Here is a 24,029-nt window from a genome sequence, read left to right as displayed (position 1 = left end):
TCAACACTGTGGACAACTCCCGGTGAGGCCTCCGTCTCCCTCGTCCCCCCTGTGTCGTCCGACCGTCTCGTCGCACCGCTCCGGCCAGCCGGAGGCGTTCGGAGGCCGTCGCGGGCACGAATCGCCGGGGATAAGTGAGAATCCGGCCACAACGCGCCCTCTACGGGCTCCTGCCGTTGACCCGTCGCGGACTCGCTCCTAAGATCGACCAGTCAGCGCTGCGCGACGTCCCGATACGGTTCCCGGGTCCACTGTGGACCCACTCCGGTGTCGGATCGGTGTCACGGCAGCCGCCCCGTCGAGAGCGGGCGCGCCCGGACGGTCCCGTTCGTGCAGCAGACCACAGACCACCGCGAGGGGCACGTTCGTGCCCACGATCGAGGAGAACCGATGAGCAAGCGCACGTTCCAGCCGAACAACCGTCGTCGCGCGAAGAAGCACGGCTTCCGCGCCCGCATGCGCACCCGCGCCGGCCGCGCCATCCTGAACGCACGTCGCACCAAGGGTCGCGCCGAGCTCTCCGCCTGAGACGGATCTGCCGACGTGACCAGGGGTTTCAGGCACTGGTCCTGTGAACTGGTCTAGTCACCGACTGCATACCGGCGAACAGTTCCGCGCCATCACCCGTGGCGGAGCGCGCAGCGCCCGATCCCACGTGGTCGTGCACCTCTCCCTGCTTCCGCAGGATGGAGATGCACCCCGCGTGGGATTCGTCGTGTCCAAGCGGATCGGCAACGCGGTGGTGCGCAACCGGGTGACCCGTCGTCTGCGGGAGATCGTGCGCCCGCAGTTCGAGGGTCTGCCCCCGGGGTCGGCGATCGTGCTGCGGGCGCTCCCCGGTATCGACGAGCAGCCCTTCGACGAGCTCGAGGCCGAGGTGGCCTCAGCGCTCGGCTCGGCGGTCCGCAAGCTCGAGCGTCGACGCGGCGGCGACCGGTGACCGGCGAAGCCCCCGGTCGTTCGCCCCACGGCGCGGCGGCCGGTGCTGCCGGCGACCCGGGGGATCGTCGTGGTCCGCTGAGACTCATCCTCGAGCTCCCACGCCGCGCGCTCGCCCTCCTGGTGCGCGGTTATCAGGTCGGGATCTCGCCCTATACCCCACCGGCATGCCGGTACGACCCGGTGTGCTCGCAGTACGGCATGGACGCCCTGCGGGTGCACGGAGCGGTGAAGGGAACGATCCTGACCACGGGACGGATCTTCCGCTGCAATCCGCTCAGCCATGGGGGCCCCGACCCGGTCCCCGCCCCGGGCATGTGGAGGAATCCACGCCGACTGCGGCACCCAGCCCACTAGGGCCTACTCTTGTCCAAGATTCCCGACCACAGCCGACACCTCGTATGAACGTCATACGCATCCGTGCGGCAGGAAGACCAGGCCGATGAACCCCCTGTACCCGATCGAATGGGCCGTCTCATGGCTCATGGTGAAGTTCCATGCCGTGCTGTCGGTGTTCATGGAGCCGGATTCCGGCCTGACCTGGGTGCTCTCCATCGTGGGCCTCACCGTCGTGGTGCGAACCCTGATCATCCCGCTGTTCGTGCGCCAGATCCGCGCCTCGCGCGCGATGCAGATGGTCTCGCCCGAGCTGCAGGCCGTCCAGAAGAAGTACAAGGGCAAGACGGACCAGGCCTCGAAGCAGAAGATGGCCGAAGAGACCATGGCGATCTACAAGGACGCCGGCGCCAGCCCGTTCTCCTCGTGCCTGCCGGTCCTGCTGCAGATGCCGATCTTCTTCGGCCTCTTCCGCGTGCTGTACAACAAGCTGCCCGACGCCGCCGAGGGCGCCGGCTTCGGCCCGCTGACCCCTGAGCTCGCCCGCAGCGCCAGCAACTCCACGTTCTTCGGCGACATCACCATCGCTGACAGCTTCCTGAGCCCCGGCGACGGCGGTATCACCACCCGTCTCGTCGCGGGTGTCATCATCGCCTGCATGTGCGCGGTCACCTTCTTCACCCAGAAGTCGCTGACCATGAAGAACATGCCCAAGGCAGCCCTCGAGGGCCCCATGGCCAGCACGCAGAAGATGATGCTGTACATGCTCCCGTTCATCTACGTGATCACGGGCCCGGGCATGCCGATCGGTGTGCTCATCTACTGGCTGACCACCAACGTGTGGACCTTCTGCCAGCAGTACATCGTCATCCAGGCCGCCCCCACGCCGGGATCGGACGCTGCCAAGGCGCGCCAGGAGCGCATCAACGCCAAGCGTGAGAAGAAGGGCCTCGAGCCCCTCGACTTCACCCCGCCGAAGAAGGTCTCCACCGAGCCGGAGCCCGAGCAGCCGCTGCGAGTGCAGCCGCCGTCCAAGAACAAGGGCGGCAAGAAGCTCTCCGATCAGGAGAAGCTCGAGCGAGCACGCGCGGCCCGGGAGAAGGCCGCCGAGGAGCGGCGCGCGGCCCAGGAAGCGGCGGGCGAGACCCCGACCCCGCCCTCGTCGGGCTCGTCCGCGCTGAACAAGGGCGCGAAGAAGAAGCGTAAGAAGTGACCTCGCACCCCGGGAGCATCGATGCTCCCGGGGCGCACCTCTCTCATCCCGAGCATGTCCCCGGAGGATCCTCATGAACGACAGCACGCCTGATGTCCCCACGGCCGCCGAGGCCGACGAGAACCTGAGCGCTGCCCCCGAGCAGGACGCGACCGCACAGCCCGCCGAGCATGCGCCTGCCGTTGTCGAGGAGGACGCCTCCACGGAGGACGCCACCACGGACGCTCCCGCAGAGGGCGCCGCACCGGACAACGGTGCTGCCGAGTCGCCGGATGCCGCCGGCACCACGGGCGACACCGAGGGCGAGCCCACGGACGGCGCGGCGGCGGAGTCCGCTGAGGAGTCCGCGGAGAACACCCCTGCCGAGACGTCGGAGGAGCGGATGCGCCGGCTCGAGGAGGAGGGCGACATCGCAGCCGACTACCTCGAGGAGCTGCTGGACATCGCGGACCTCGACGGTGACATCGACATCGACGTGGACGGCGACCGGGCCTCCGTGGAGATCGCGGGCGCCGATCGACTGGCCACGCTGAACCGGCCCAAGGGCGAGCTGCTGGACGCGCTCCAGGAGCTCACGCGCCTGGCCGTGCAGTCCCGCACCGGCAACCGCTCCCGTCTGATGCTGGACATCGGCGGCTTCCGCGCGGAGCACAAGGGAAGCCTCGAGGAGCTCGCCGAGAAGGCGGTCGCGGAGGCGAAGGAGGGTGAGGCCGCTGTTCCGCTGCGTCCGATGAACCCCTTCGAGCGCAAGGTCGTCCATGACGTCGCCAAGCGCGAGGGTCTGCGGTCCGAGTCCGACGGTGACGGCAAGAACCGCCACGTCGTGATCTACTCGGCCTCCTGAGGCGCCCGGTGCTTCCCCTTCCTGAGTCCCTGCGCCCGTCGGCGGAGCGTCTGTTCGCCGATCGCCTCGGCCTGGCAGAGCGCTTCGCGAGCATGCTCGCCGAGCAGGGTCCTGAGCGTGGTCTCATCGGTCCTCGTGAGGTCGAGCGGCTCTGGGGTCGGCACATCCTCAACTGCGCCCTCATGGCAGACGCCATCGATCCGTCGGCGCGCACTCTCGCCGACATCGGATCCGGCGCCGGCCTCCCCGGGGTGGTCCTGGCGATCGCCCGCCCCGACCTGACGGTGACGCTCGTGGAGACCATGCAGCGACGTGCCACCTGGCTCGAGGAGGTCGACGCCGAACTCGGCCTGGGCCTCGAGGTGGTGCGTGCCCGCGCCGAGGATCTGCACGGCGTGCGGTCGTTCGATGTCGTGACCGCTCGTGCGGTGGCGGCGCTGGACAAGCTCGCCCGCTGGACCTTCCCGCTGGTGGCCGATGGAGGGGAGCTGCTGGCCATGAAGGGTGGATCCGCGGCCGAGGAGGTCGACAAGGCCGGCAAGGCCCTGGCGAAGCTGGGCGGCATCGATCCGCGCATTGAGCAGTACGGGGTCGGCGAGGTCGAGGTTCCCACTACAGTGGTCCAAGTGCGTCGCCGTGCACAGGGGACCAGGAAGGGAGAGACACGTGGCTGAACAGCACGAAGACTCCTCCCCAGGACGAGGTTCGATGGAGGACACTCCGCTGATGCGCGAGCTCGCCAGAGATCACGCACGCCGCAAGAAGCTCGATGGCGTCAGGTTCGGTGCTCCGGAGTCGACCCGGATCATCACCATCGCCAATCAGAAGGGCGGAGTCGGCAAGACGTCGACGACCGTGAACATGGCGGCAGCGCTGTCCATGGGCGGATTGCAGGTGCTGGTGATCGATGCGGACCCGCAGGGGAACACCTCCACTGCTCTGGACATCGAGCATCATGCCGACGTCCCGAGCATGTACGAGGTGCTCGTGGAGTCCGCTCCGCTGGCGGACGTCGTCCAGGATGTCCCGGACATGTCGCGGCTGCAGTGCGCGCCGGCCACGATCAACCTCTCCGGTGCGGAGATCGAGCTGGTCTCCCTGGTGGCGCGCGAGAACCGACTGCGCAATGCGATCCGGGACTACCTCGATCACCGTGAGTCCGAGGGGCTGCCCCGTCTGGACTATGTGCTGATCGACTGCCCGCCGTCGTTGGGCCTGCTGACCGTGAACGCACTGGTCGCGACGCGCGAGGTGCTGATACCGATCCAGGCGGAGTACTACGCGCTCGAGGGACTGAGCCTGCTGCTGAACAACATCGATCTGATCCGCCAGCATCTCAACCCCGAGCTGGTGGTCTCCTCGATCATGCTGACCATGTACGACGCCCGAACCCGGCTCGCCGCACAGGTCGCGCAGGATGTCCGGGAGCATTTCCCGGAGCAGACCCTGGAGACGACGATCCCCCGGTCCGTGCGTATCTCGGAAGCCCCGAGCTACGGGCAGACTGTGCTCACGTACGATCCGGGCTCCAGCGGCGCTCTGGCCTACCGGGCCGCTGCTCACGAACTCACCATCCGACCCGCCCCATGACAGCACCCTCGAGGCATCGTCGCGACGACGCTCCGCATGTTTCAGGAACATCCCCCGCTGAACAACACTTTCCGGAAGGACGACGGCCATGACGCAGAAGCGAGGACTCGGTCGAGGACTCGGCGCCCTGATCCCGGGCGCTGGTTCGAGCCCCGCTCCGGAGCAGGAGCTGCGCACTCGAGCGCAGCGGGCGTCCGCCGCTGACCAGGAACCATCGAGCCCTCGTCCGGTGGATATGTTCTTCTCCGGGGAGAAGGCCTCCGAGGACCAGGATTACCCGCAGCGGGAACGGGGTGCCCGCACCGATCTGGCGGGCGAGATGGCACGCGCCGCCGCACAGCGCCGTGGCCGAGGAGCATCCACGCGGTCGACCACCACCCGCGGTGGTGCGGTGGCTGCGGAGGGCCCGACCGAGACCGCTGAGGCCCCGACGACGGCGAAGCCGAGCCGCACGCGCTCCACGGGCGCGGCAGGCACGTCCTCCTCGACGTCGTCGACCACGAAGTCGTCGACCACGAAGCCCTCCACGGCGAAGTCCTCCACGGTGAAGGCCTCCGGTGCGAAGTCGTCTGCCTCGACGTCCTCCGCCCCGAAATCCTCGGCCTCGAAGCCCACCTCGGGGAAGAAGGACCCGGCGAAGCCCACCACGTCGAAGCGCGCTTCCGCGACGTCGACCCCGTCGAAGGCTGCTTCCGAGAACGTCACTGCCACGACGACGGCTCCTGCGAAGACCGCCCCCACTGCGTCTGCCTCGACAGAGGCGGCGCCCCCGAAGACCGCTGCCCTCACGACCACTCCAGCGAAGACTGCCCCCGAGAAGGCCGCCCCCGACAAGGCCGCCTCCGCGACGGCCGAAGCGGCCGCTGCCGGCGACGCTGCGGAGCAGCCCGCCTCGGTGCCGACCGCTTCCTCAGGGAGCGCGCCCGCACCGGTTGCCGCTGGCGGGACCGACTCCGTCTCGGCCCCGGCGGAATCGACACCGGCAGAGCCGACACCGGCAGGGACGACACCAGCAGAGACGGCACCGGTGGAGCTGGCACCAGCGGAGCCGACGGCGACCGCTCTGTCCTCCGGCGACGACGCCCTCGCTGCGAAGGCCGCGTCGGACGATGTCGTCGCAGGCAGCGCTGCTGCCGCGGTCGAGGCCGACCAGCCGGCGTCGGCCCCTTCAGACGAAGCCCCTTCGGACGAGCTGCCGAGCGATGTTCACGGTCGTCAGGAGCTGGTGAGCGTCCCGGGCGCCGAGTTCGCCGAGATCCCGATCCACGAGATCCGCGAGAACCCGCGGAACCCGCGCACGATGTTCGATGACGACGAGCTCGACGAGCTCGCCTTCTCGCTCCGCGAGGTCGGCGTCCTGCAGCCTGTCGTCGTGCGGCCGATTCCCGTCACAGACGAGGGTGAATCCTTCGAGCTGGTCATGGGTGAGCGGCGCTGGCGGGCAGCCCGCCGTGCCGAGCTGACGGCGATCCCCGCGATCATCCGCGAGACCAGCGACGATGACCTGCTCCGGGATGCTCTGCTCGAGAACCTTCACCGTGCGCAGCTGAATCCGCTGGAAGAGGCCAACGCCTATCAGCAGCTGCTCGAGGACTTCGGCTGCACGCAGGACGAGCTCGGTGAGCGGATCGGTCGTTCACGCCCGCAGATCACCAATACGCTTCGACTGCTCCGACTGCCCGCGCTCGTCCAGCGACGACTCGCCAGCGGCGCTCTGAGTGCAGGCCACGCCCGCGCACTTCTCTCCCTGGACGATCCCGCCTTGATGGAGGAGCTCGCCCAGCGGATCGTGAGCGAAGGCCTGTCTGTGCGCGCGGTCGAGCGACTGGTCGCTCGGGGAGGCCAGCAGGCCCCCGCGCGGACGATCCGCCGTACGACCTACGATCCCCACGTCGTGGATCTGACCAGTCGACTCTCGAACCGGCTGGAGACCCCGGTTCGTATCGACGTGGGCAAGCGTAAGGGCAAGATCACTCTGGAGTTCACGAATCTCGAGGATCTGGACCGTCTGATCGACTCCATGGGTCTGGCCGTTCCGGCGACGGGTACTGACGAGGACGTGGCGGACTGATCCCGCTCGAGGTCGAGTGACGACGACCTGACACAGAGGAGGGGCCGGCGACATCGCCGGCCCCTCCTCTGTGTCAGAGACGGCAGCCGTGTCCGTGAGGTCGACTGCGTCAGAGAGGATATCTGCGCGCGTTGCCGCTGTTGTCGGGCCCTTCTAGCTCTTGAGACAGTTCGAGAGGCGCTGTGCGTCCGACGCCGGGATGTGGGGCCGGGCGGGTTTGCGGTATCGCAGTCGGGCCTGGTTCGTGTGCCGACAAGGGGCCGCACGTGTGTGACGACGATCACACCCTGTGTCAGGGCTACGGAAGTGACATCACCCAGTGGCCTGTCATAACCGAGGTATGCCCTCTCCCCACTGGTTGCGCCTCAAGCCCTTCGTCAACACTTCACATTGGTCCTTGTGGACAACGCCGTGATGCGCTGTTGCAGGTGAGGCACGAGATTGCCGAGTTATCCACCGCTGTGTACACATCTGTGGACCGACTACGCGCAGCCCGCCCCGGAGCAGATCTGACATACTCACCCCATCCCCCATGTGGTCTCGCTCGAGGCGAGGTGCGCTCTCGCGGGAGTGTGTTTGCCGTGAACCTCATCCGGCGGTCCGATCGGTGACTGGCCTGGGCTATAGGCGCAGACGTTCGACGTGAAACGCTGCTGTCGACCGGGCGGGGTACCCAATCCACAACTGTTGCGGTCTTCTGCTGTTGGCACGCGGCGGCGAGCCTCACGCGCGGCGGACCACCCTTTGCGCCTGTCCTTGCCGCACGGTCTGTCCGTTGTAGAGTCTGTGGTTTCGCGTGAAACAGGGGCGCATGGTATGAAGGCGCTTAGAGCGGCGCGGTCGGTATGTCACGCGATGTTTCACGTCGAACGGCACCGGGGGCCAGCCGTGGACCTGCTGGGCTCGATCGGTCGTGACGCGCCCGCGCCTGGCACGGGAGGGATGCCGAGACCGAAGCACCTCCGTCAGGGAATGGATCGGGCCAGCGGTCTGCTGACTTGCGCTCCATCACGCGGAACCCGCTCACATATGGCGTGAGGAGCAGATGTTCGGGGTTCCGCATACAGTTTCACGTGGATCCTAACGTTTGGCAACGATGGAGCACGTCTCGGCACCCGACTTTCTCAGCTTTCCCTGCGATTCCGAGGGCGCCACTAGTCTTCCATCGGCTTCCGGCGGGACCCATGCCGTAGCGCGACGGCTCTCTTGTACTCGATGGATCGCCGCAACTGAATCCGTTTCACGGGAAACATGTGCGGGCAACCTGCAACTTTTGCCAGACAGGTTCGCCCGGCTTTGCCTGCTATTTGACTCCGTCCTCAGGTTTCCCGTGAAACAGCATGCCTAAACCCTTCGTGCGGTTGTGAGGAGTTCGAGCTTTCTGTCTGGAACCTCTGCCCACGGCCGGCACATGCTCGACGTGTACAACGAGGTCACTTCCGTAGCCAGGCGCTTGCGTTACACGTGGAACATGGCCGGTGAGTCCCGGATCGGGGACATGTTGGCGGAGCTGGCAGAGCCAACATGATGGACTGGATCTCTCTCACAGCGATTCGGTCGCGCATGGAACCCCTTCATCGTTGGCGATGCTGGCGAGTCGCCTTCATGGTGGCGTACGGGCTCTCGGATCACGACTGATCATCCGGGAGGCACTAGCGAACAGGGTGCACGTGAAACATCCCGTAGTGGAAGAACGTTGAGAGGTCCGTATGTCTAGTTCGGCACCGGTACCTCGTGTTTCACGGGGAACATCGCGCTGGTTGACCCATCATCGTTCTGGGGTTCGGACCGCGTCTCGCGGAGTCAGTTGCTGGGTGAGACCGACAAGCTGCTACGACGCGCAGCGCAGCGATCTCGTGACGTTTCTCGTGAAACACCGAACTCTGGCAGGACGGTGCATTCTTGGAGCTGTCAGTACTCAGCGTGCAGTGCGTGATCTCTCCCTCGCGCCCCATGCGGGGGACATTGCCCGCCGACCAGTCTCCATGCAGCACGGTTGAGTAGCGACGGGTTCACGTGAAACGCCATGAACTCGGTGAGGCGACCCGGGATGCTCGACAGCGCGGTGCGCACGGCACAAAGTACGTCGACGCCACATCCCGACAGTCCTCCAAGGGTCAACTTTTATGTGGATGGGACGGCGACGTGGCTATGTTTGCCGTGAAACTCTCGTCTAGGCGCAGCGCCTTCGCCGCCACCATGCGATGGGATTCGCGCAACGGGTACCGGGACCGAGATTGTGAGGTTCACAAATTGGCCCATCCACCCACGCCCCGACTGAGCGCGCCCGCAAGAACCCGAGTCCCTGCTCGACCGGATCTGGTTTCACGCGAAACGTGGCGTCCGCCAGAGATCGAACCGGATGTGGTCCGTTGCCCTCTTGTGTATGAACGACACGTTGACAACCAGTGACCGAGAAGGATCCCACGCTCTCCCGAGTCACTGGATTGACCGAGCCACTCGTGACGATGGCCGACGGCTGCCCAGGGCTCTGGGACTGCTCGAGCCGCGTTCGCACGTGAACCGTGCCGCGGCCTAGGCATGGTCCGTCGAGAGCACGACGAGCACCAGAGAAGGGTGCATTCACTGGAGGGCGGTGCACGGGATTCAGCGTTATGCACACTGTGCGAAACCTTGTGGAAAACCGAAAGTCGCCATGTGACTGGCATCACGCCTACGGGCACGTCGACAACAAGCACTCGACCGTGTGTCATCACTCCCTGATGACATCATCGCAGGTCAAGCAGATATTCAGTGAAGCCACCGTGGTGCGATCACTTCACGGTTATCCACATTCTGCTGTGGACAACCCTGTGGATGGAGCCGCTCAACGATGTGGACGTGGGTGTGGATAACCTTGTGGACAATGCTGTCTCTGCACGTCAAGCGCTGCCTGGTTCCGCAACTTGACAGAGGCGTTCGGGCCCGCACCAGCGCTCTGTTCCGGGCGAACACTCTCCCTGGTGGCCTACCCATCCAGCTGCTCCGCGAGCTCGTGCCGAGACGTCGGCGTGCACGTGCGTGGAACGGGGATCCTCGTTCCCTCGATGTGGTGTCGTTGCCAGTCCCATGGCGCTCAACTCAGCGTGGGAGCTTGGGAGCTTGGGAGCTTGGGAGCCCGGGAACTCGGGGACTTGGGCCTGCTGTCCTAGATCGGACGCGCAGTGCGAGTCGGGCCGAACTCGCGAGCGATCTCGTGCTTCGGAAGGGCTCCCGTGCGTCGGTGCATGAGCCGCCAAGTCCCTGCCATCACGGTGTGCTCTCCAGTACTGGACGTGACGGGAAGGTCGCGGAGGACGAGGTGCTCGTCAGGGCGTGACAGGCTCTCAGCCGCCCCTGGGTGTGCCGCCCCTGTCCCTGCGGCCGCGGTCTCCACTGCCGCAGTCTCGACTGCCGCTGCCGCTGCTTCTGGCCCTGCTTCCCGTGTCTCCACTGCCCCCGCAGCGATGCTGGACGCAGTCTCGCCCAAGCCTCCAGGAGAGTCAGTGACCTGGTCCGTGACCTTGATGAACCGCAGCCAGGTGGGTACGACGTCGACGCTCAGGAGATCGAGCATCTCGTCCTGCGAGGCGTCCACCACGACCGCTCGGACAGTGTCGCCCCAGCGCCGTGAGAGTTCGCGCAGTACGGTCTCGGCCGGCCGTGCCGGCCCCGCCCAGTCCGCCGTGACCAGCACGACGGCAACGTCGGGCGCGGACGGAGACTCGATCACGGCCATGGCGTCGATCTCAGGGCTGGAGCCGGCTCGGGAACTGATCAGCGGTCGGTCAGCGTCCGACGGTCGCAGCGTCGATGACGACCGTCTCGGTCTGCTCGGTCTGCTCGGTCTGCTCGGACTTCGCCAGTTCGTCGGCCAGTGCCGCCTGGTCGGTCAGCCAGCGCTCGGCATCCAGAGCCGCCTGGCAGCCGGTTCCCGCTGCGGTGATCGCCTGGCGGTAGGTGTGGTCGACGACGTCGCCCGCTGCGAACACACCGGGCACCGAGGTGTAGGTGGAACGCCCCTCGCAGAGGATGTACCCCTCGTCGTCGAGGTCGACCTTTCCCTTCAGCAGATCGGTGCGCGGCAGGTGTCCGATCGCCTCGAAGACGGCGGAGGTCGGCATCACGCGCTCTTCACCGGTCACGGTGTCACGCAGCGTCACCGAGTCGACCTTCTCGGCGCCGTTGATGCTCACGACCTCGCTGTTCCACGCGAAGGTCAGCTTCGGATCCGCCTGGGCCCGACGGGCCATGATCTTCGAGGCGCGCAGCTCATCGCGGCGATGCACCAGGGTCACGGACTTGCCGAAGCGCGTCAGGAACGTGGCCTCTTCCACGGCGCTGTCGCCACCGCCGATGACCACGATGTCCTGGTCCTTGAAGAAGAAGCCGTCGCAGGTCGCGCACCAGCTGACGCCCTTGCCCGAGAGCTCCTTCTCGCCGTCGACACCGAGCTCGCGGTACGCGGATCCGGTGGACAGGATGATCGACTTGGCGCGGTACACGGTGCCGTCGTCCAGCGTGACCGTCTTGATCTCGCCCTCGAGCTGAAGATCCACGGCATCGTCGTAGATGACCTCCGCTCCGAACCGTTCGGCCTGCTCCTGCATCGTGGCCATGAGCTCGGGCCCCTGGATCCCGTTCGCGAAGCCCGGGAAGTTCTCGACATCGGTCGTCGTCATGAGCGCACCGCCGGCATCGAGCGCACCGGCGATGACGATCGGCTTCATCTCGGCGCGTGCCGTGTAGATCGCGGCGGTGTACCCGGCGGGTCCGGAGCCGACGATGACGACCTCGTGGATGGTCTCGTCACCGGAGATCTCGGGAGCGGTGGCCGGGGCTGCGGCCGGGGCGGACGCCGTGGGGGCGCCGAGGATGTTCAGGGCCTGAATGGGCTGCGACATGTCGGGGATGTCCTTCCGTGGGTTTCGTCGTGGGTCGTCGGCAGTCAGCGGGAGGACCGCGACCAAGTATGGGCTATGGCGATGGGAGTGTCGGAGGACGGAACGAGGCTCACAGGGAGCCGATCATCACCTCGCCGGACCACAGCCTCAGCTGGGCCGGATCGGTGGCGTCGGACTCCTGGTTCCCGCATTCGGGCCGCACCACGGTGGCGGAGACCGTCCCGCCGTTGGCCTGCAACGTCTCGCGATCCATCGGACCGTGGACGAGCAGCCACGACGGTGTCTCGTCGGCGCTCCATGCCACCTCCTCCATGATCAGGATCGAATCCGGGATCCCCTGCTGTCGCAGGCACGCCGAGGGGTCGAAGCTCGTCGGGGGCTGGATCATGCCGGCGTCGACGAGTCTCTGCACCTCGGTCCCGAGGCTTCCCTCATTGACAACGGGAACACCGGACGAATTCTTCCCGGCCCCTGCTGCTGAGTCGACCGATGTGGACACGGTGCGCGCCCGATTGGCGGTCGAGTGCTCGAGAGCGACCGTGAGCTGGACCCCCAGCAGGGCGGAGATCGCGATGGCGATCAGCACCACCGGGATGGGGACGCCGAGCATCGTGGCGAACCGTGAGCGCCGCCCCGCTCTCGCACGGCCGGTGGACGACGGGGCGGGAACCCGTCGTTGCGGCCGTGAGATGCGGGGCACCTTCGGTGTCATTCGGGGGTGATCTCGGCGATCCGGGCGCGGAAGCGGCCCGCCTCGTTGCTGTCCGGCGGAAGCTCGGGGATGTAGAGCGCGACCTTCTCCGCGTCGACGGGCTTGTCGGGCTCCAGACGCACCTCTCCGTCGCCGGCGAACTTGCCGGTGGCGAGGACGTCGCCGAGGGAGCCGTCATCGTTCACGGCTCGCAGCTCGAGGGTGCCGCCGGTGTTGCGGGCTGTGGCCACGGTGAGCGCCGTGACCTTCGACTTCTCGGCGAACGACACCTGGATGGCGACACCCTCCTTGAGGCCGCCGAAGTCCGGGCTGGCGTAGTGCTGTGTGGACCAGAACGTGGCAGGGTCGCCGTCGGTGAGGCGGTCCTGCTGGTCGGTGTGGTCAGGATCCCCGCCACCCTCGGCGGACAGCTCGACCCCGGAGATCTCCGGGGCCGGGAGCTCGGGCTCCTTGGTGGGTTCCTTCGTGGGCTCCACGGGGGCTTCCCCGGACTCGGTCGGCGCAGGTGTGGTCGGCGCGGCCTTGGTCTCCAGCGGGTCCGTGATCCTGTCACGCAGCCCCGAGGTCGCCGTGGTCACAGCGAACACGGCAGCGATGATCGTCAGCAGCACGGCACCGGCGATGATCCACTGGGACTGCCGCGACCGCTCCTCCGGGGCGCGGGGTCCGAGGGCATAGGTGCCCGGATCATCGGAATCCACGGCCACGCTGACCACGTCACGCAGCAGCGAGCTGCGAGCGTACGGCGCGGCGGACTCCTCCGGCTCCGGATCGCTGCCGGTCCGATCTCGCCCCCGCACCACGATCGGGCCCGTGGCGGCAGGTTCGGTGCGGCCGAGAACGGGCACTGCGCTCGGCGACGAGGCAGCCGACGAGGCGGCCGCCGTGTCGGTGTCGTGACCGTCGGGCGCCTGCTGAGGGGTCTGCTCTGCGGCGAACTGCATCGGGTCGTCCCGGTGCTCTGAAGGCTGCTGGGCGGCGGCTGCTCCGTCCGCCCCGGCAGCAGGCGCGAGCGGCTGAGGAGAGCCGGATGTGGAGGACTCAGAGGGCGGGGACCCCGCCTCGGCGGAGCTCGCGCCCGGGGCGGTCGACGAGGCGAGTGCACCTGCTCCCGCAGCAGCGGCCGCGCCGGCGCCGAGGGCAGGAAGAACCGCGGTCCCCTCCTGGGCGGAGTGTGCCGACGGGTCGTCGGTCTCTGATCCCGACGCCGACGTCTTCTGGCGCATCGGTGCGGCAGGTGCTGCAGGCGCCGTCGCCGCGACATCGAGATGGCCCGGGAACGGGCTGGTCCCGCGCTTCTGGTCGAGGTGGAGCTCCTTGACGATCGCCTCGGCATCGGCCGATCGGCGCGCGGACTCCTCGGCGGCCTGTCGGTCAGCTTCCTGAGCAGCGGCCGCGGCACGGTCCTGTTCCGCGGCGTGGTCGGCGGCGGTTCGGTCGACAGTCTCCTGGTCACCGGCGCCCCGCCCCTCGACGGGCTGCCCAGCGGAGGATGCGGTCTCGGCCGCGGAGCCCTCGGCGCGGCCGGCGGACCGGCGGGGTGCCTCTGCGGCGCCATCCGCCGCGTCTGTCGAGGCATCACCGGTATGTGCGGCGACGGCGCCTGCAGCGCCTGCAGCACCTGCCGCCCCGGCTGCTCCGACGACACCGGCGGCGCCGGCGCTCGACGGGGAGGCCTGCGCGGAGGACGCCTGCGTGTCAGCACCAGCACCAGCACCAGCGCCGGACGCAGGGCGCACGACGGTGTCTTCGGTGTCATCCGCGGCAGATCGCACGATGGTGTCCGCAGTGTCCCCGGTGGCAGGCCGCACGACGGTGTCCGCGGTGTCGCCGGTCGCAGCTGTCGTGCTGGTGCTGCTATCGGCAGTGCTGCTGCCGTCGGCGGCGATGGTCCGGGCGTGGCGTGCGGTTCCTGCGTGCGGGTAGGCCTCGAGGGTGACCGGGATCGACTGCCAGGGCTCGAGCGCCGAGATCAGCTCGCGCGTGGTCTCGGGGACGTCGTCGGCCGACTCGTTCAGCACCAGGTCGCACAGCAGATCGAGATCCGCCGGGATCGCGGAGTCGACGAGCGTCGAGGGCAGGGGCACCAGCCCGTCCGGGCCGTGCTTCGGGGCCTTCCCCGTCAGGGCGCGGTAGAGCAGGGCGACCAGGGAGGCGGTGTCCTGGAACGAGGCCACCTCACGAGAGCGGTCCAGGCCGGGGTGCGACGCGGCCTCCACCCCCACGCCGAGCACGACGACCTCACCGGAGCGGGTGTTGACGAACAGGCGGTTGGAGTCGAGGAACTGATGGCGCACCCCGCGACGGCGGGCCGCCTCGAGGCCGGAGGCGGCTTCGCCGATGATCGAGCGCGCGGTCTCGGGATGCAGGCTCGTCGAGCCCAGCAGCGCGGCGAGCGGAGGCGCGGTCGGCACGGGATACTCCACGACCGTCGTCGGACCACCCCCGGAGGGATCTCCGGTCTCGCCGTCCCGGGGGTCGTCGAGCACGACGATCTCGCGGACGGGCAGCAGGTGGGGGTCATCGACCAGATAGGCGCGGCGCACGGCGTCGGCCGCTTCGAGGGCGGTCTCGCCCTGCACGATGAAGAGCACGACGCTCTCCCCGGTGGCCACGGTGCGGGCGCGATGCCACACAGCGCCGTCGGCGACGCCGGCCAGGGGGATCTTCCCCTCGAGCGTCCACCGAGAGCGCAGGGTGTCCTCTAGCGAGATCGTGTTCACGAACCGTCCTTATCCTCGTCGTGCGGGCGTGCGACCGTCACGAGCGTCTTCCATGCTACGAGGTCACGGGCCGGCCGCGACGCGCCAACCGGGTCACGACACGCTGTACCTGCCCGACCAGCATGTGCACCTCGCTCATCTTCAGCAACCATCCGACGGCGGTGAACACCCCCGCCATCACCATTCCGATGACCGCTCCGATCAGCACCGCCACCAGGCGGTGCGACCAGATCACGTCGTCGAGGAGCGCGACCAGGCCCGCGCCGACCGCCCAGCTGAGCACGGTGGCGGCCAGGAGCTTGCCCGCCGCGATCGCTCCGATGCGGATGCTCGGCGGTGTGGTGCCGAGCCGGCTCGCGTGCCGTCGCAGCTGCCACATCCCGAGCAGCCAGGCCACGAGGTTCCCGAGGCTGGTGCAGGCTGCCGCGGTCATCGTCGCCCACATCGGGTCGACCGTGAGCAGGATGACCGGGATCGCCGCGAGGCTGATCACGGTGATCGGGATCTGCGAGAGGAAGGGCGTGCGCGCGTCCTCGTAGGCGTAGAACACCCGCTTGATCAGGTACAGCGAGGCGAAGGGAACCAGGCCCAGCATGTAGGCGATCAGCACGTTGCCGTTGGCGCGGGCACCGATCTCGCCGGTGCCGCCGCCGATCACCCACATGATCGGTCCCGCCAGAGCGATGAACACGGCCACGCACAGCATCATCGGGATCGCGAGCAGACGGTTGGTCTCCGCGTACCGGGCGAGGGCGCCGGCGTGGTCTCCGTCGACCGCGCGCCGGGAGATCGTCGGGAAGACGGCCGTGACCACGGCGACCGCGATGATCCCCTGCGGGATCATGAAGGCCATGTAGGCCCAGTCCAGGCTGAGCAGCCCGGGATAGCGGGCCGCCTGCTCGGGGTGGTCGCGGAGCTTCTCGGTCATGAAACCGGCGCGGGCGGTGGACCAGCGCGTGGCCCACACGCCGAGCTGGCCGAGGCCCAGCATCGCGAGGGTCCACAGACCGATCTTGGAGAGCTTGCCCAGCCCGAGACCGCGGAATCCCCAGCGCGGCCGCAGCCGCAGATCGAGCTTCTTGACGTACCAGAACAGGAACACGACCTGCGCGGCCGAGCCGCCGACATTGATCGCCGCCATCGCGATGATCATCGGCAGGGTCCACTCCGCGGGAGCGCCGACCTTGCCCCACATGCCCAGGAACAGGGCGGCTCCGACGATGCCCACCAGGTTGTTGAGCACCGGGGCCCACTGGTACGGACCGAAGGAGTCCTGGGCGTTGAGCAGCTGCCCGCACATCACGTACAGCGCCGAGAAGAAGACCTGCGGCATCATCCAGTAGCCGAGCTGCACGGCCAGGGCGTAGGTCTCCGGAGGCAGCACACCGCTGGTCAGGGGCAGCAGGAGCGGGACCCCGAGCATGCAGATCACGGTGATGGCCAGGGAGACCGTCGCGACGAGGGTCATGAGGCGGGAGATGTAGTCGCTGCCCCGGTCCGGGCGCTTGACGGCCCGCACGATCGCGGGGACCAGGATGGCGTTCAGGGTGCCGCCGCCCACGAGCAGCCAGACGGTGTTCGGGAGAGTGTTCGCGGCGCTGAACGAGCTGGCGGCGGCGGACGTGGACCCGGCGAGGATCACGCCGAACATGAAGTTGCGGACGAAGCCCAGCAGGCGGGAGACCGTGGACCCGGCGGCCATCAGCACGCTGGCCTGCATGAGCTTCGAACGGCTGGAGGGCACGCCATGACGGCGATGGCGCGGGACGTGCTGCACACGGAGGGCGGAGCTCATGGGCGGTCCTCCTCACGGGGGTCGGTGTCGGGGTCAGAGACGGTCTCGGTGTCGGTGTCGGGCGGGCTGGGTGGTTCCTTGGCGCGTTCGGACCAGATCGCCGCGACCGTGCCGGTGTCGGCCGTGGACAGCCCGGTTCGGGACAGCTCGACCGGGTCCTCCGGACCATGAGCCGCCGGGGCACGGGTCGAGGCGCCGGTGTGCCGGGCACGGGCGACGCCCACGATCACCAGCACGCCCATCGCGATGACCACCACGAGCGTGGTCCAGTTCTCCCAGGCCGGGTTGACCGTCAGGGGCACGGTGACCGGCTCGGTGAGGACCTGGCCGTCCTCCGAGGTGAGCACCGTGGTCAGGGTGACGGTCCCGTTGGCGACCGCGTCGACCGGGACGGTCGCATCGACCTGGCTGCGGGCAGGGACCTCCACGGCCTCGATGTCACCGATCTGCACCAGCGGGCGGTCCGACGTCACGCGGGTGCTCACCGTGATCGGGGTGTCCAGGCCGTTGGAGATCGTGACCGGCACGCCCACGGAGTCCGAGATCAGGTTGTACCCGGAGGCGGGGACCACCTCGATCTTTCCCTGCATCTCCTCGGCGGAGGTCTCCGCGCTCCGGGCGAGCTCCTCGGAGCGTTCCGGGGACCCCCGCCAGAGCCTTGAGGTGCTGGTGAGCAGCTCGAGCCGGGGCACCGCCAATGAGGCGTCGTCCTCCATCACGGAGGCGAGCGTGTCCAGCCGCGTCCACGTGTCCGCGGCGGCGGTGAGCGTCGGGGCGTCCAACAGCTCCGGATCGGAGGCCGCCTCCAGGTGCTCCCAGCGGCCGTTCGTCCCCGGGCCGGAGGGCAGCAGGTCGTCCCCGCTGACCCGGCCCAGGGCGAACGGCGTCCCGGAGTCGTCCTGGGCGTGCGTGGTCCACGCGCGCTGCGAGGCGGCCGTGAGCAGCGAGTCCGTGGACCCGGTCTCGATCCAGGGAGCCTCGGCGAAGGCATCGAGAGCGGCCCCTGCCGCGGTGGGATCGAGCTCCGCGGCGAGATTCGGGGAGATGAGCAGATGGCGAGGAGCGGTCGTGAACTCCGAGGCGATGGTGGCGGTCTCCGCGAGCAGTCGCTGCTGGGTCTGCTCCGTGTCCGAATCCGCCGTGAGCAGGGAGAACTCGTCCGAGAGCACGGGGTCCGGTGCCAGCAGCGGCAGCTCCGAGCCGCTGCCGTCCTCGGACTCGTAGACGCCGAACGAGCTCGGCGTCACCGTTGAGGAGGCATTCTCCTGCAGAGAGGTCGACGGGATGATCGCCGCGCCCGCCCCGGCATCGACCAGCTGCTGGAGGGACGCCGCGTCGACCTCCGATCCCTCGAGCCCCATCACCCTCGCGCGGGGGTTGATCCCGGTGGCGTCCCAGGTGGTCTGCGCGCGGTCGGTGGCGACGCTGCTCATCGTGGTCGCCCCGGCTTCGCCGAGGCTCACGAGATCCGCCTGGGCATAGGGCATCGCGAGCACGGTGCGCTCCCCGACGCCCTCCACGAGCGCCGTGGCGAGCTCGGTGGACCCCGGGTCGGGGGCGTAGGTCGGCACGGGATGCTCCGCGTCCTCCTCGGCGGTGTCGGCCTCCGGGGTGGGGTCGACCAGGAGCTGCGGCGGGTCCAGCAGGGCAGGATCCAGCCACCAGTCGACGTCGTCGCGCAGGGCGAGGGCGCGGGTCGTGGCGAGATGCCCCGACTCCAGGGACTGCTGTGCCGCCTCGGGGTCGGTGATCGCGGCCGCCGGGTCGCGGGAGGCCACGGGCAGCAGGACGGACTGCGTGATCGCGGCGTCGGCGTCCGCCGGGCGCCACACCACGAAGGAGCGGATCGCCCCCAAGGGGTCCCCCTCGGCGACGGCGGTCAGGGAGATCCGCCGGGTGCCCCAGTAGTACGGAGCCTCCGAATAGCCGAGCTCCTCGGCGGAGGCCTCCACGGTGAGCGTCCTCGACTCGCCGGGAGCGAGCGGAGTCGGATCGTCGGAGGAGGCGAGGGCGGCGCCGGAGGTGTCCGCGCTGGTGTCGGCCTGCCACTCGGCGAGCATCGCCCGATCCGTGACCCGGGAGGTGCGGGTGCGCAGCTGCAGGGCGACGTCCGGCAGCGTCTTCGAGGAGTCGTTCGTCACCTCGACCTCGGCGGTGAGCGTGCCGTCGGGGTCCAGGGAGGTGGGGGTGAGGGAGACGAGATCCATGCTCACCGGGGCATCCGCCGCGGGCGGCGGCGGGGCCGACGGGGCAGCGGACTGTGCGGGGGCACCGGCGGCGTGGGCAGCGGGAGCAGGGCTCGACAGGCCGCCCACCAGCACCGATGAGGCAAGGAGCAGTGCCGTCAGCAGTGCCGCGAGCACCAGGCGCACGGGTAGCGGGGACGACGGCATGGTGACACTGTAAGCGGCCGCTACCGTAGAGGGGTTGCGGGCGCACGACACCCTCACATCGCGTCGTCGCCGTGCCGCCCCTCCCTCCGACCCACGACAGGACCTCCTGTGATCGCTCCCGCCGACCCTGCTGGCCCCGCTGACCCCGTCGACCCGATCGGCCCTGCTGACGCTGCTGGCCCTTCCGACTCCGGCGACCCCGCTGCCGCCGCCGATCGACTCGCCACCGCCCGGACCCGGTCCGCCCGCATGTTCCGGGCGCTGCCGGAGGAGATCCACGACCTGGGCCGACGCTTCGAGGCAGCCGGCTTCGAGCTCGCCCTCGTGGGCGGGCCGGTGCGGGACGCAGTGCTGGGACGCTCGAGCGCCGACCTCGACTTCACCACCAGCGCCCGCCCTGACGAGACCGAGGCCATCCTGCGCACGTGGACGCGCGACGGCGGGATCTGGGACATGGGCCGCGACTTCGGCACCCTGGGCGGGGTCCGCAACGGGGTGAAGGTCGAGATCACCACCTATCGCACCGAGTCCTACGACCCCACCAGCCGCAAGCCCCAGGTCGCCTATGGCGACACCCTGGAGGGAGACCTCTCCCGTCGTGACTTCACGGTCAACGCGATGGCGGTGCGGCTTCCCTCCCTCGAGCTGGTGGATCCCTTCGACGGGCTCGCCGACCTCTCGCGGACCGTGCTGCGCACCCCCGTCGGCCCGGAGCAGTCCTTCACCGATGATCCGCTGCGCATGATGCGCGCGGTGCGCTTCGTCTCCCAGCTCGGGTTCCGCATCGAGGACGCCACGGCCGACGCGATCGAGTCCCTCGCGGAGCGGATCACGATCGTCTCGGCCGAGCGTGTGCGCGAGGAGCTGGTGAAGCTCATGCTCGGGGCCCATCCCCGCGGCGGTCTCGAGCTGCTCGTGGAGCTGGGGCTGTCCGCCCATGTGCTGCCGGAGCTGCCGGCCCTGAGCCTGGAGATCGACGAGCATCACCACCACAAGGACGTCTACCAGCACACCCTCACCGTGCTGGATCAGGCCATCGACCTCGAGAGCCCCGCCGGCTCGGGAGGCCCGTGCGAGGCTCCTGACCTGGTGCTGCGGCTGTCCGCGCTGTTCCACGACATCGGCAAGCCGGCGACGCGGCGCTACGAGCCCGGCGGAGCGGTCACCTTCCGCTTCCACGAGACCGTGGGCGCGAAGATGACCGCGAAGCGGATGAAGGCGATGACCTTCGACAAGGACACCACCAAGAAGGTGGCACGCCTGGTCGAGCTGCACCTGCGGTTCCACGGCTACGCCGAGGCGCCGTGGAGCGATTCGGCCGTGCGCCGCTATGTCACGGACGCCGGGGAGCTCCTGCAGCACCTGCACCGGCTGACCCGCGCGGACGTCACCACCCGCAACCGCCGCAAGGCACGAGGGCTGGCGCGCGCCTATGACGAGCTCGAGGCGCGCATCGATCATCTGGCCGAGCAGGAGGAGATCGGGCGGATCCGCCCTGACCTCGACGGGAACCGGATCATGGAGATCCTCGGGATCGGTCCCGGCCGTGAGGTGGGCGACGCCTACAAGCACCTGCTCGAGCTGCGCATGGAGCACGGCCCGCTCGGCGAGGACCGTGCCAGCGAGGAGCTGAAGGCCTGGTGGGAGGCCCGCGACCAGGGCTGAGGCCTGACCGCCAGGTCGATCCGGCCTGGTCGCGGTGTGAGCGAGGCCGCATGAGACGTGCACACCCTGTGTGTTTCTCGGCGGAGACGTTCCGTCGGGCCGGGAGGCGTGTCCATACTGGGAAGCCGTGCGCCCTCCGGCGCATGGACCAGTTCGTCCCCTCGAAGGACCAGGAGCAGTCATGAGCGATTCTCGACGCTCGTCCCGCGGCTCGTCGGACCGATCGAACCGATCGAAGAAGCCGACGGGCGGTGGCGCACGCCGCGCAGCAGGAGTGCGCCGCGCGCCCTCGTCCTCCGGGAAGCCGGCGGAGCCCAAGGGCACCAGCCGCACCGGTCGCCGTGCAGGGGCCTCCTCCGAGGGATCGTCGGCCGCGAAGCGCTCGACGGCCGCTGGCGGCGCGGCGTCGACGGCAGGGAGACCCGCCAGCTCGAAGCCCGCCGCGGCGACGAGCGGCGGCACCGCGTCCTCACGGGGAGCGAGCCGCACCTCGGTCAACGCCCGTCACGCCGGCACGGCGGCGACGGCCGGCGCGGCCGCAGCCTCGGCCGGCAAGGGGCGGAAGAAGAAGGTCGCCGCGACGAACTTCCTGAACTACCCGCGGGCGGGCCGGAAGAACCCCTGGCGCTGGTTCCCCTCGCTGCGCCTGATCGTGGGCGCGATGGCGCTCATGGTCCTCGCCGGGCTCGGCTTCGCCGTCTGGCTCTACAACGACACCTCCGTTCCCGAACCCTCCGACTTCGCCCTCGCCCAGACCAGCCGGGTCTACTACGCCGACGGCGAGACCGAGATGGGCACGTTCAGCGAGATCAACCGCACCGAGCTCGACGCCGACGAGATCCCGCAGAACGTCAAGGATGCTGTCGTCGCGAGCGAGGACGACACCTTCTACGAGAACCGTGGCGTCTCCCCGCGCGGCATCGTGCGGGCCCTGGTCAACAACCTCCAGGGCGGTGCACGCCAGGGCGGCTCCACGATCACCATGCAGTACGTGGAGCGGTACTACACGGGCAGCGAGACGTCCTACGTGGGCAAGGCCAAGGAAGCGATCATGGCCCTGAAGATCGACCAGGAGCTGGACAAGGACGAGATCCTGTCGCGCTACCTGAACACGATCTACTTCGGCCGCGGCGCCTACGGCGTGCAGGAGGCCTCGCAGGCCTACTTCGGCAAGGACGCCGCGGACATGACGGACGCGGAGGCCGCGCTGCTCGTGGCGGTCATCCCCGGCCCCTCCTCCTATGACCCTGCCGTGAACAAGGAGAAGTCCGTCGAGCTGTGGGATCGCGTGATCTCTCGCGAGGTCAACGTCGGGGAGATGTCCCCGGAGGACGCCGAGGCGCTCGAGTTCCCCGACACCGTCGAGCCCAAGAGCGAGAACACCCTGGCCGGGGACAAGGGCTACCTGCTCGACCAGGTGCGCACCGAGCTCGTCGCCGAAGGGTTCACCGAGGACGAGATCAACACCGGCGGCTTCACGATCGTCTCCACGATCGACCCCGGGATCCAGAACAACACCGTCGAGGCCGTCAAGAACCTCCCCGAGGACCGGCCGGAGCAGAACTGCGTCGGCACGGTCACGATGGATCCCTCCACGGGGGCGATCCGAGGCATGTACGGCGGCGAGGACTTCGTGACGCAGCCGCGCAACGACGCCACCCAGTCGCGCATGCAGGCCGGCTCGATCTTCAAGACCTTCACCCTGATCGCGGCGCTCGAGGACGGCTACCCGCTGGACTCCCAGTGGGACGGCAACTCGCCGAAGACCTTCCCGGGCTGGACGGTCAACAACTTCGGGGACTCCGACTACGGCCGGGTGAGCCTGAGGAAGGCCACCGCCAGCTCGATCAACACGGCGTACGCCGAGGCGAACCTCGAGGTCGGTCCCCAGCGCACGATGGACACCGCGATCGCCCTGGGCCTGCCGGAGAAGACCCCGGGGCTCTCGGCCGACGCCTCGAACGTGCTCGGCTCGGCGTCCCCGACGGTCACGGAGATGGGCGAGGTCTACGCGACCATCGCCGCGGGCGGCATGCACCGGGACTCCTACATCGTGCAGGACGTGACCCGGCCCGACGGCTCCTCGCGCTATGAGCACCAGTCCGAGGAGAAGCGGGTGATGGACGAGGACGTCGCCACCAATGCGACGGTCGCGCTCCAGGGCCCGCCCACCACCGGCTCCGCCCGCGACCTGCAGGGCGTCATGGACGGCCGCGAGGTCGCAGGCAAGACGGGCACCTCGGAGAAGTTCCGCTCGGCCTGGTTCGTGGGCTTCACCCCGCAGCTGGTCACCGCGGTGGGCATGTTCCAGCCGTCCGAGGACGGCACCACGGAGGAGCAGCTGACCCCCTTCGGCGGCGAACGGAACATCACCGGCGGCACCTTCCCGACGGCGATCTGGGGCGACATCATGTCGCAGTCCCTGGAAGGTCAGGAGATGCTCGAGTTCCCCGGTGAGGTCACCCTGGACAACGAGACCCGCGAGCGCAACACTCCGCCGCCGACGCAGGCCCCGCCGCCCACGCAGGCGCCGGAGCCGACCGAGGAGCCGACGACGGAGGAGCCGACCGAGGAGCCGACGACGGAGGAGCCGACCGAGGAGCCGACGACCGAGGAGCCGACGGAGGAGCCCTCGGAGGAGCCCTCCGACGAGCCCTCTGAGGAGCCCTCCGACGAGCCGTCCGACAAGCCGTCGGACAAGCCCTCCGACGCGGCGAAGGACAAGCCGAGCAAGAAACCGGAGAAGGACACCCCGGAGTCGAGTGACGGGGGCGGGGACTGACCGAGGGCTGCGAGCGCGGCCCGAGGGTGAGCCGGATCACCGATCTGTTCTCCCCGGCCCCCTGTGAGGACGAATTACGTGAG

16 protein-coding genes are annotated in these 24,029 nt (G+C 68.9%); 10 read left to right on the top strand and 6 right to left on the bottom strand.

The window, feature by feature from the left end:
* Positions 1–390: 390 nt before the first annotated feature.
* From rpmH to ABD093_RS03340, 7 genes are all read left to right on the top strand, one after another.
* Positions 391–528 (top strand): 50S ribosomal protein L34, encoded by a 138-nt coding sequence (rpmH, locus tag ABD093_RS03370; protein WP_193117699.1) that lies wholly within the window; start codon positions 391–393, stop codon positions 526–528.
* A 43-nt stretch (positions 529–571) separates the two neighbouring features.
* On the top strand, positions 572–940 hold the full coding sequence (gene rnpA, locus ABD093_RS03365; RefSeq protein ID WP_193117700.1) for a ribonuclease P protein component: 369 nt from the start codon (positions 572–574) through the stop codon (positions 938–940).
* Positions 937–1,296, top strand: a complete 360-nt coding sequence (gene yidD, locus ABD093_RS03360) for a membrane protein insertion efficiency factor YidD (RefSeq protein ID WP_319021575.1) — start codon at positions 937–939, stop codon at positions 1,294–1,296. Before rnpA ends, yidD begins: the two co-directional genes overlap by 4 nt.
* Positions 1,297–1,381: 85 nt before the next feature.
* On the top strand, positions 1,382–2,488 hold the full coding sequence (yidC, locus tag ABD093_RS03355; RefSeq protein WP_343922430.1) for a membrane protein insertase YidC: 1,107 nt from the start codon (positions 1,382–1,384) through the stop codon (positions 2,486–2,488).
* Positions 2,489–2,561: 73 nt separating this feature from the next.
* Positions 2,562–3,332: a Jag family protein gene (locus tag ABD093_RS03350; protein WP_343922428.1), complete on the top strand. Its 771-nt coding sequence runs from the start codon at positions 2,562–2,564 to the stop codon at positions 3,330–3,332.
* An 8-nt stretch (positions 3,333–3,340) separates the two neighbouring features.
* On the top strand, positions 3,341–4,006 hold the full coding sequence (gene rsmG, locus ABD093_RS03345; protein ID WP_343922426.1) for a 16S rRNA (guanine(527)-N(7))-methyltransferase RsmG: 666 nt from the start codon (positions 3,341–3,343) through the stop codon (positions 4,004–4,006).
* 34 nt (positions 4,007–4,040) lie between these two features.
* Positions 4,041–4,922, top strand: coding sequence for a ParA family protein (locus tag ABD093_RS03340; protein ID WP_343922424.1), 882 nt, complete (start codon positions 4,041–4,043; stop codon positions 4,920–4,922).
* A 273-nt stretch (positions 4,923–5,195) separates the two neighbouring features.
* Here ABD093_RS03340 and ABD093_RS03335 read toward each other — a convergent pair whose 3' ends face one another.
* Positions 5,196–5,633: a hypothetical protein gene (locus ABD093_RS03335; protein ID WP_343922422.1), complete on the bottom strand. Its 438-nt coding sequence runs from the start codon at positions 5,631–5,633 to the stop codon at positions 5,196–5,198.
* Positions 5,634–5,949: 316 nt separating this feature from the next.
* Here ABD093_RS03335 and ABD093_RS03330 point away from each other — a divergent pair, with 316 nt between their 5' ends.
* Entirely contained in the window at positions 5,950–6,993 is a 1,044-nt protein-coding gene (locus tag ABD093_RS03330) for a ParB/RepB/Spo0J family partition protein (protein WP_343922420.1), read from the top strand.
* Between the two features lie 3,767 nt (positions 6,994–10,760).
* On the opposite strand, the gene trxB is transcribed toward ABD093_RS03330, so the two are convergent.
* The 5 genes from trxB to ABD093_RS03305 form a co-directional block, all read right to left on the bottom strand.
* Positions 10,761–11,876 (bottom strand): thioredoxin-disulfide reductase, encoded by a 1,116-nt coding sequence (gene trxB, locus ABD093_RS03325; RefSeq protein WP_343922418.1) that lies wholly within the window; start codon positions 11,874–11,876, stop codon positions 10,761–10,763.
* Positions 11,877–11,985: 109 nt separating this feature from the next.
* Positions 11,986–12,486 (bottom strand): hypothetical protein, encoded by a 501-nt coding sequence (locus tag ABD093_RS03320; RefSeq protein ID WP_193117706.1) that lies wholly within the window; start codon positions 12,484–12,486, stop codon positions 11,986–11,988.
* 98 nt (positions 12,487–12,584) lie between these two features.
* On the bottom strand, positions 12,585–15,311 hold the full coding sequence (locus ABD093_RS03315; RefSeq protein WP_343922417.1) for a hypothetical protein: 2,727 nt from the start codon (positions 15,309–15,311) through the stop codon (positions 12,585–12,587).
* A gap of 55 nt (positions 15,312–15,366) precedes the next feature.
* Positions 15,367–17,106, bottom strand: a complete 1,740-nt coding sequence (gene murJ, locus ABD093_RS03310) for a murein biosynthesis integral membrane protein MurJ (protein WP_343922416.1) — start codon at positions 17,104–17,106, stop codon at positions 15,367–15,369.
* Positions 17,103–19,499, bottom strand: coding sequence for a DUF6049 family protein (locus tag ABD093_RS03305; protein ID WP_343922415.1), 2,397 nt, complete (start codon positions 19,497–19,499; stop codon positions 17,103–17,105). The genes murJ and ABD093_RS03305 overlap by 4 nt, the downstream gene beginning before the upstream one ends.
* A gap of 249 nt (positions 19,500–19,748) precedes the next feature.
* Between ABD093_RS03305 and ABD093_RS03300 the strand changes: the two genes are divergently transcribed.
* Positions 19,749–21,164 (top strand): CCA tRNA nucleotidyltransferase, encoded by a 1,416-nt coding sequence (locus ABD093_RS03300; protein ID WP_193117754.1) that lies wholly within the window; start codon positions 19,749–19,751, stop codon positions 21,162–21,164.
* A gap of 181 nt (positions 21,165–21,345) precedes the next feature.
* Positions 21,346–23,946 (top strand): transglycosylase domain-containing protein, encoded by a 2,601-nt coding sequence (locus ABD093_RS03295; protein WP_343922414.1) that lies wholly within the window; start codon positions 21,346–21,348, stop codon positions 23,944–23,946.
* The last annotated feature ends 83 nt before the right edge of the window (positions 23,947–24,029 follow it).

The organism is Brachybacterium tyrofermentans, from assembly GCF_039526165.1.
Taxonomy (GTDB): domain Bacteria; phylum Actinomycetota; class Actinomycetes; order Actinomycetales; family Dermabacteraceae; genus Brachybacterium; species Brachybacterium tyrofermentans.
Note: the sequence above shows the minus strand (reverse complement) of the source record. Positions and strands in the feature narration are given on the sequence as shown.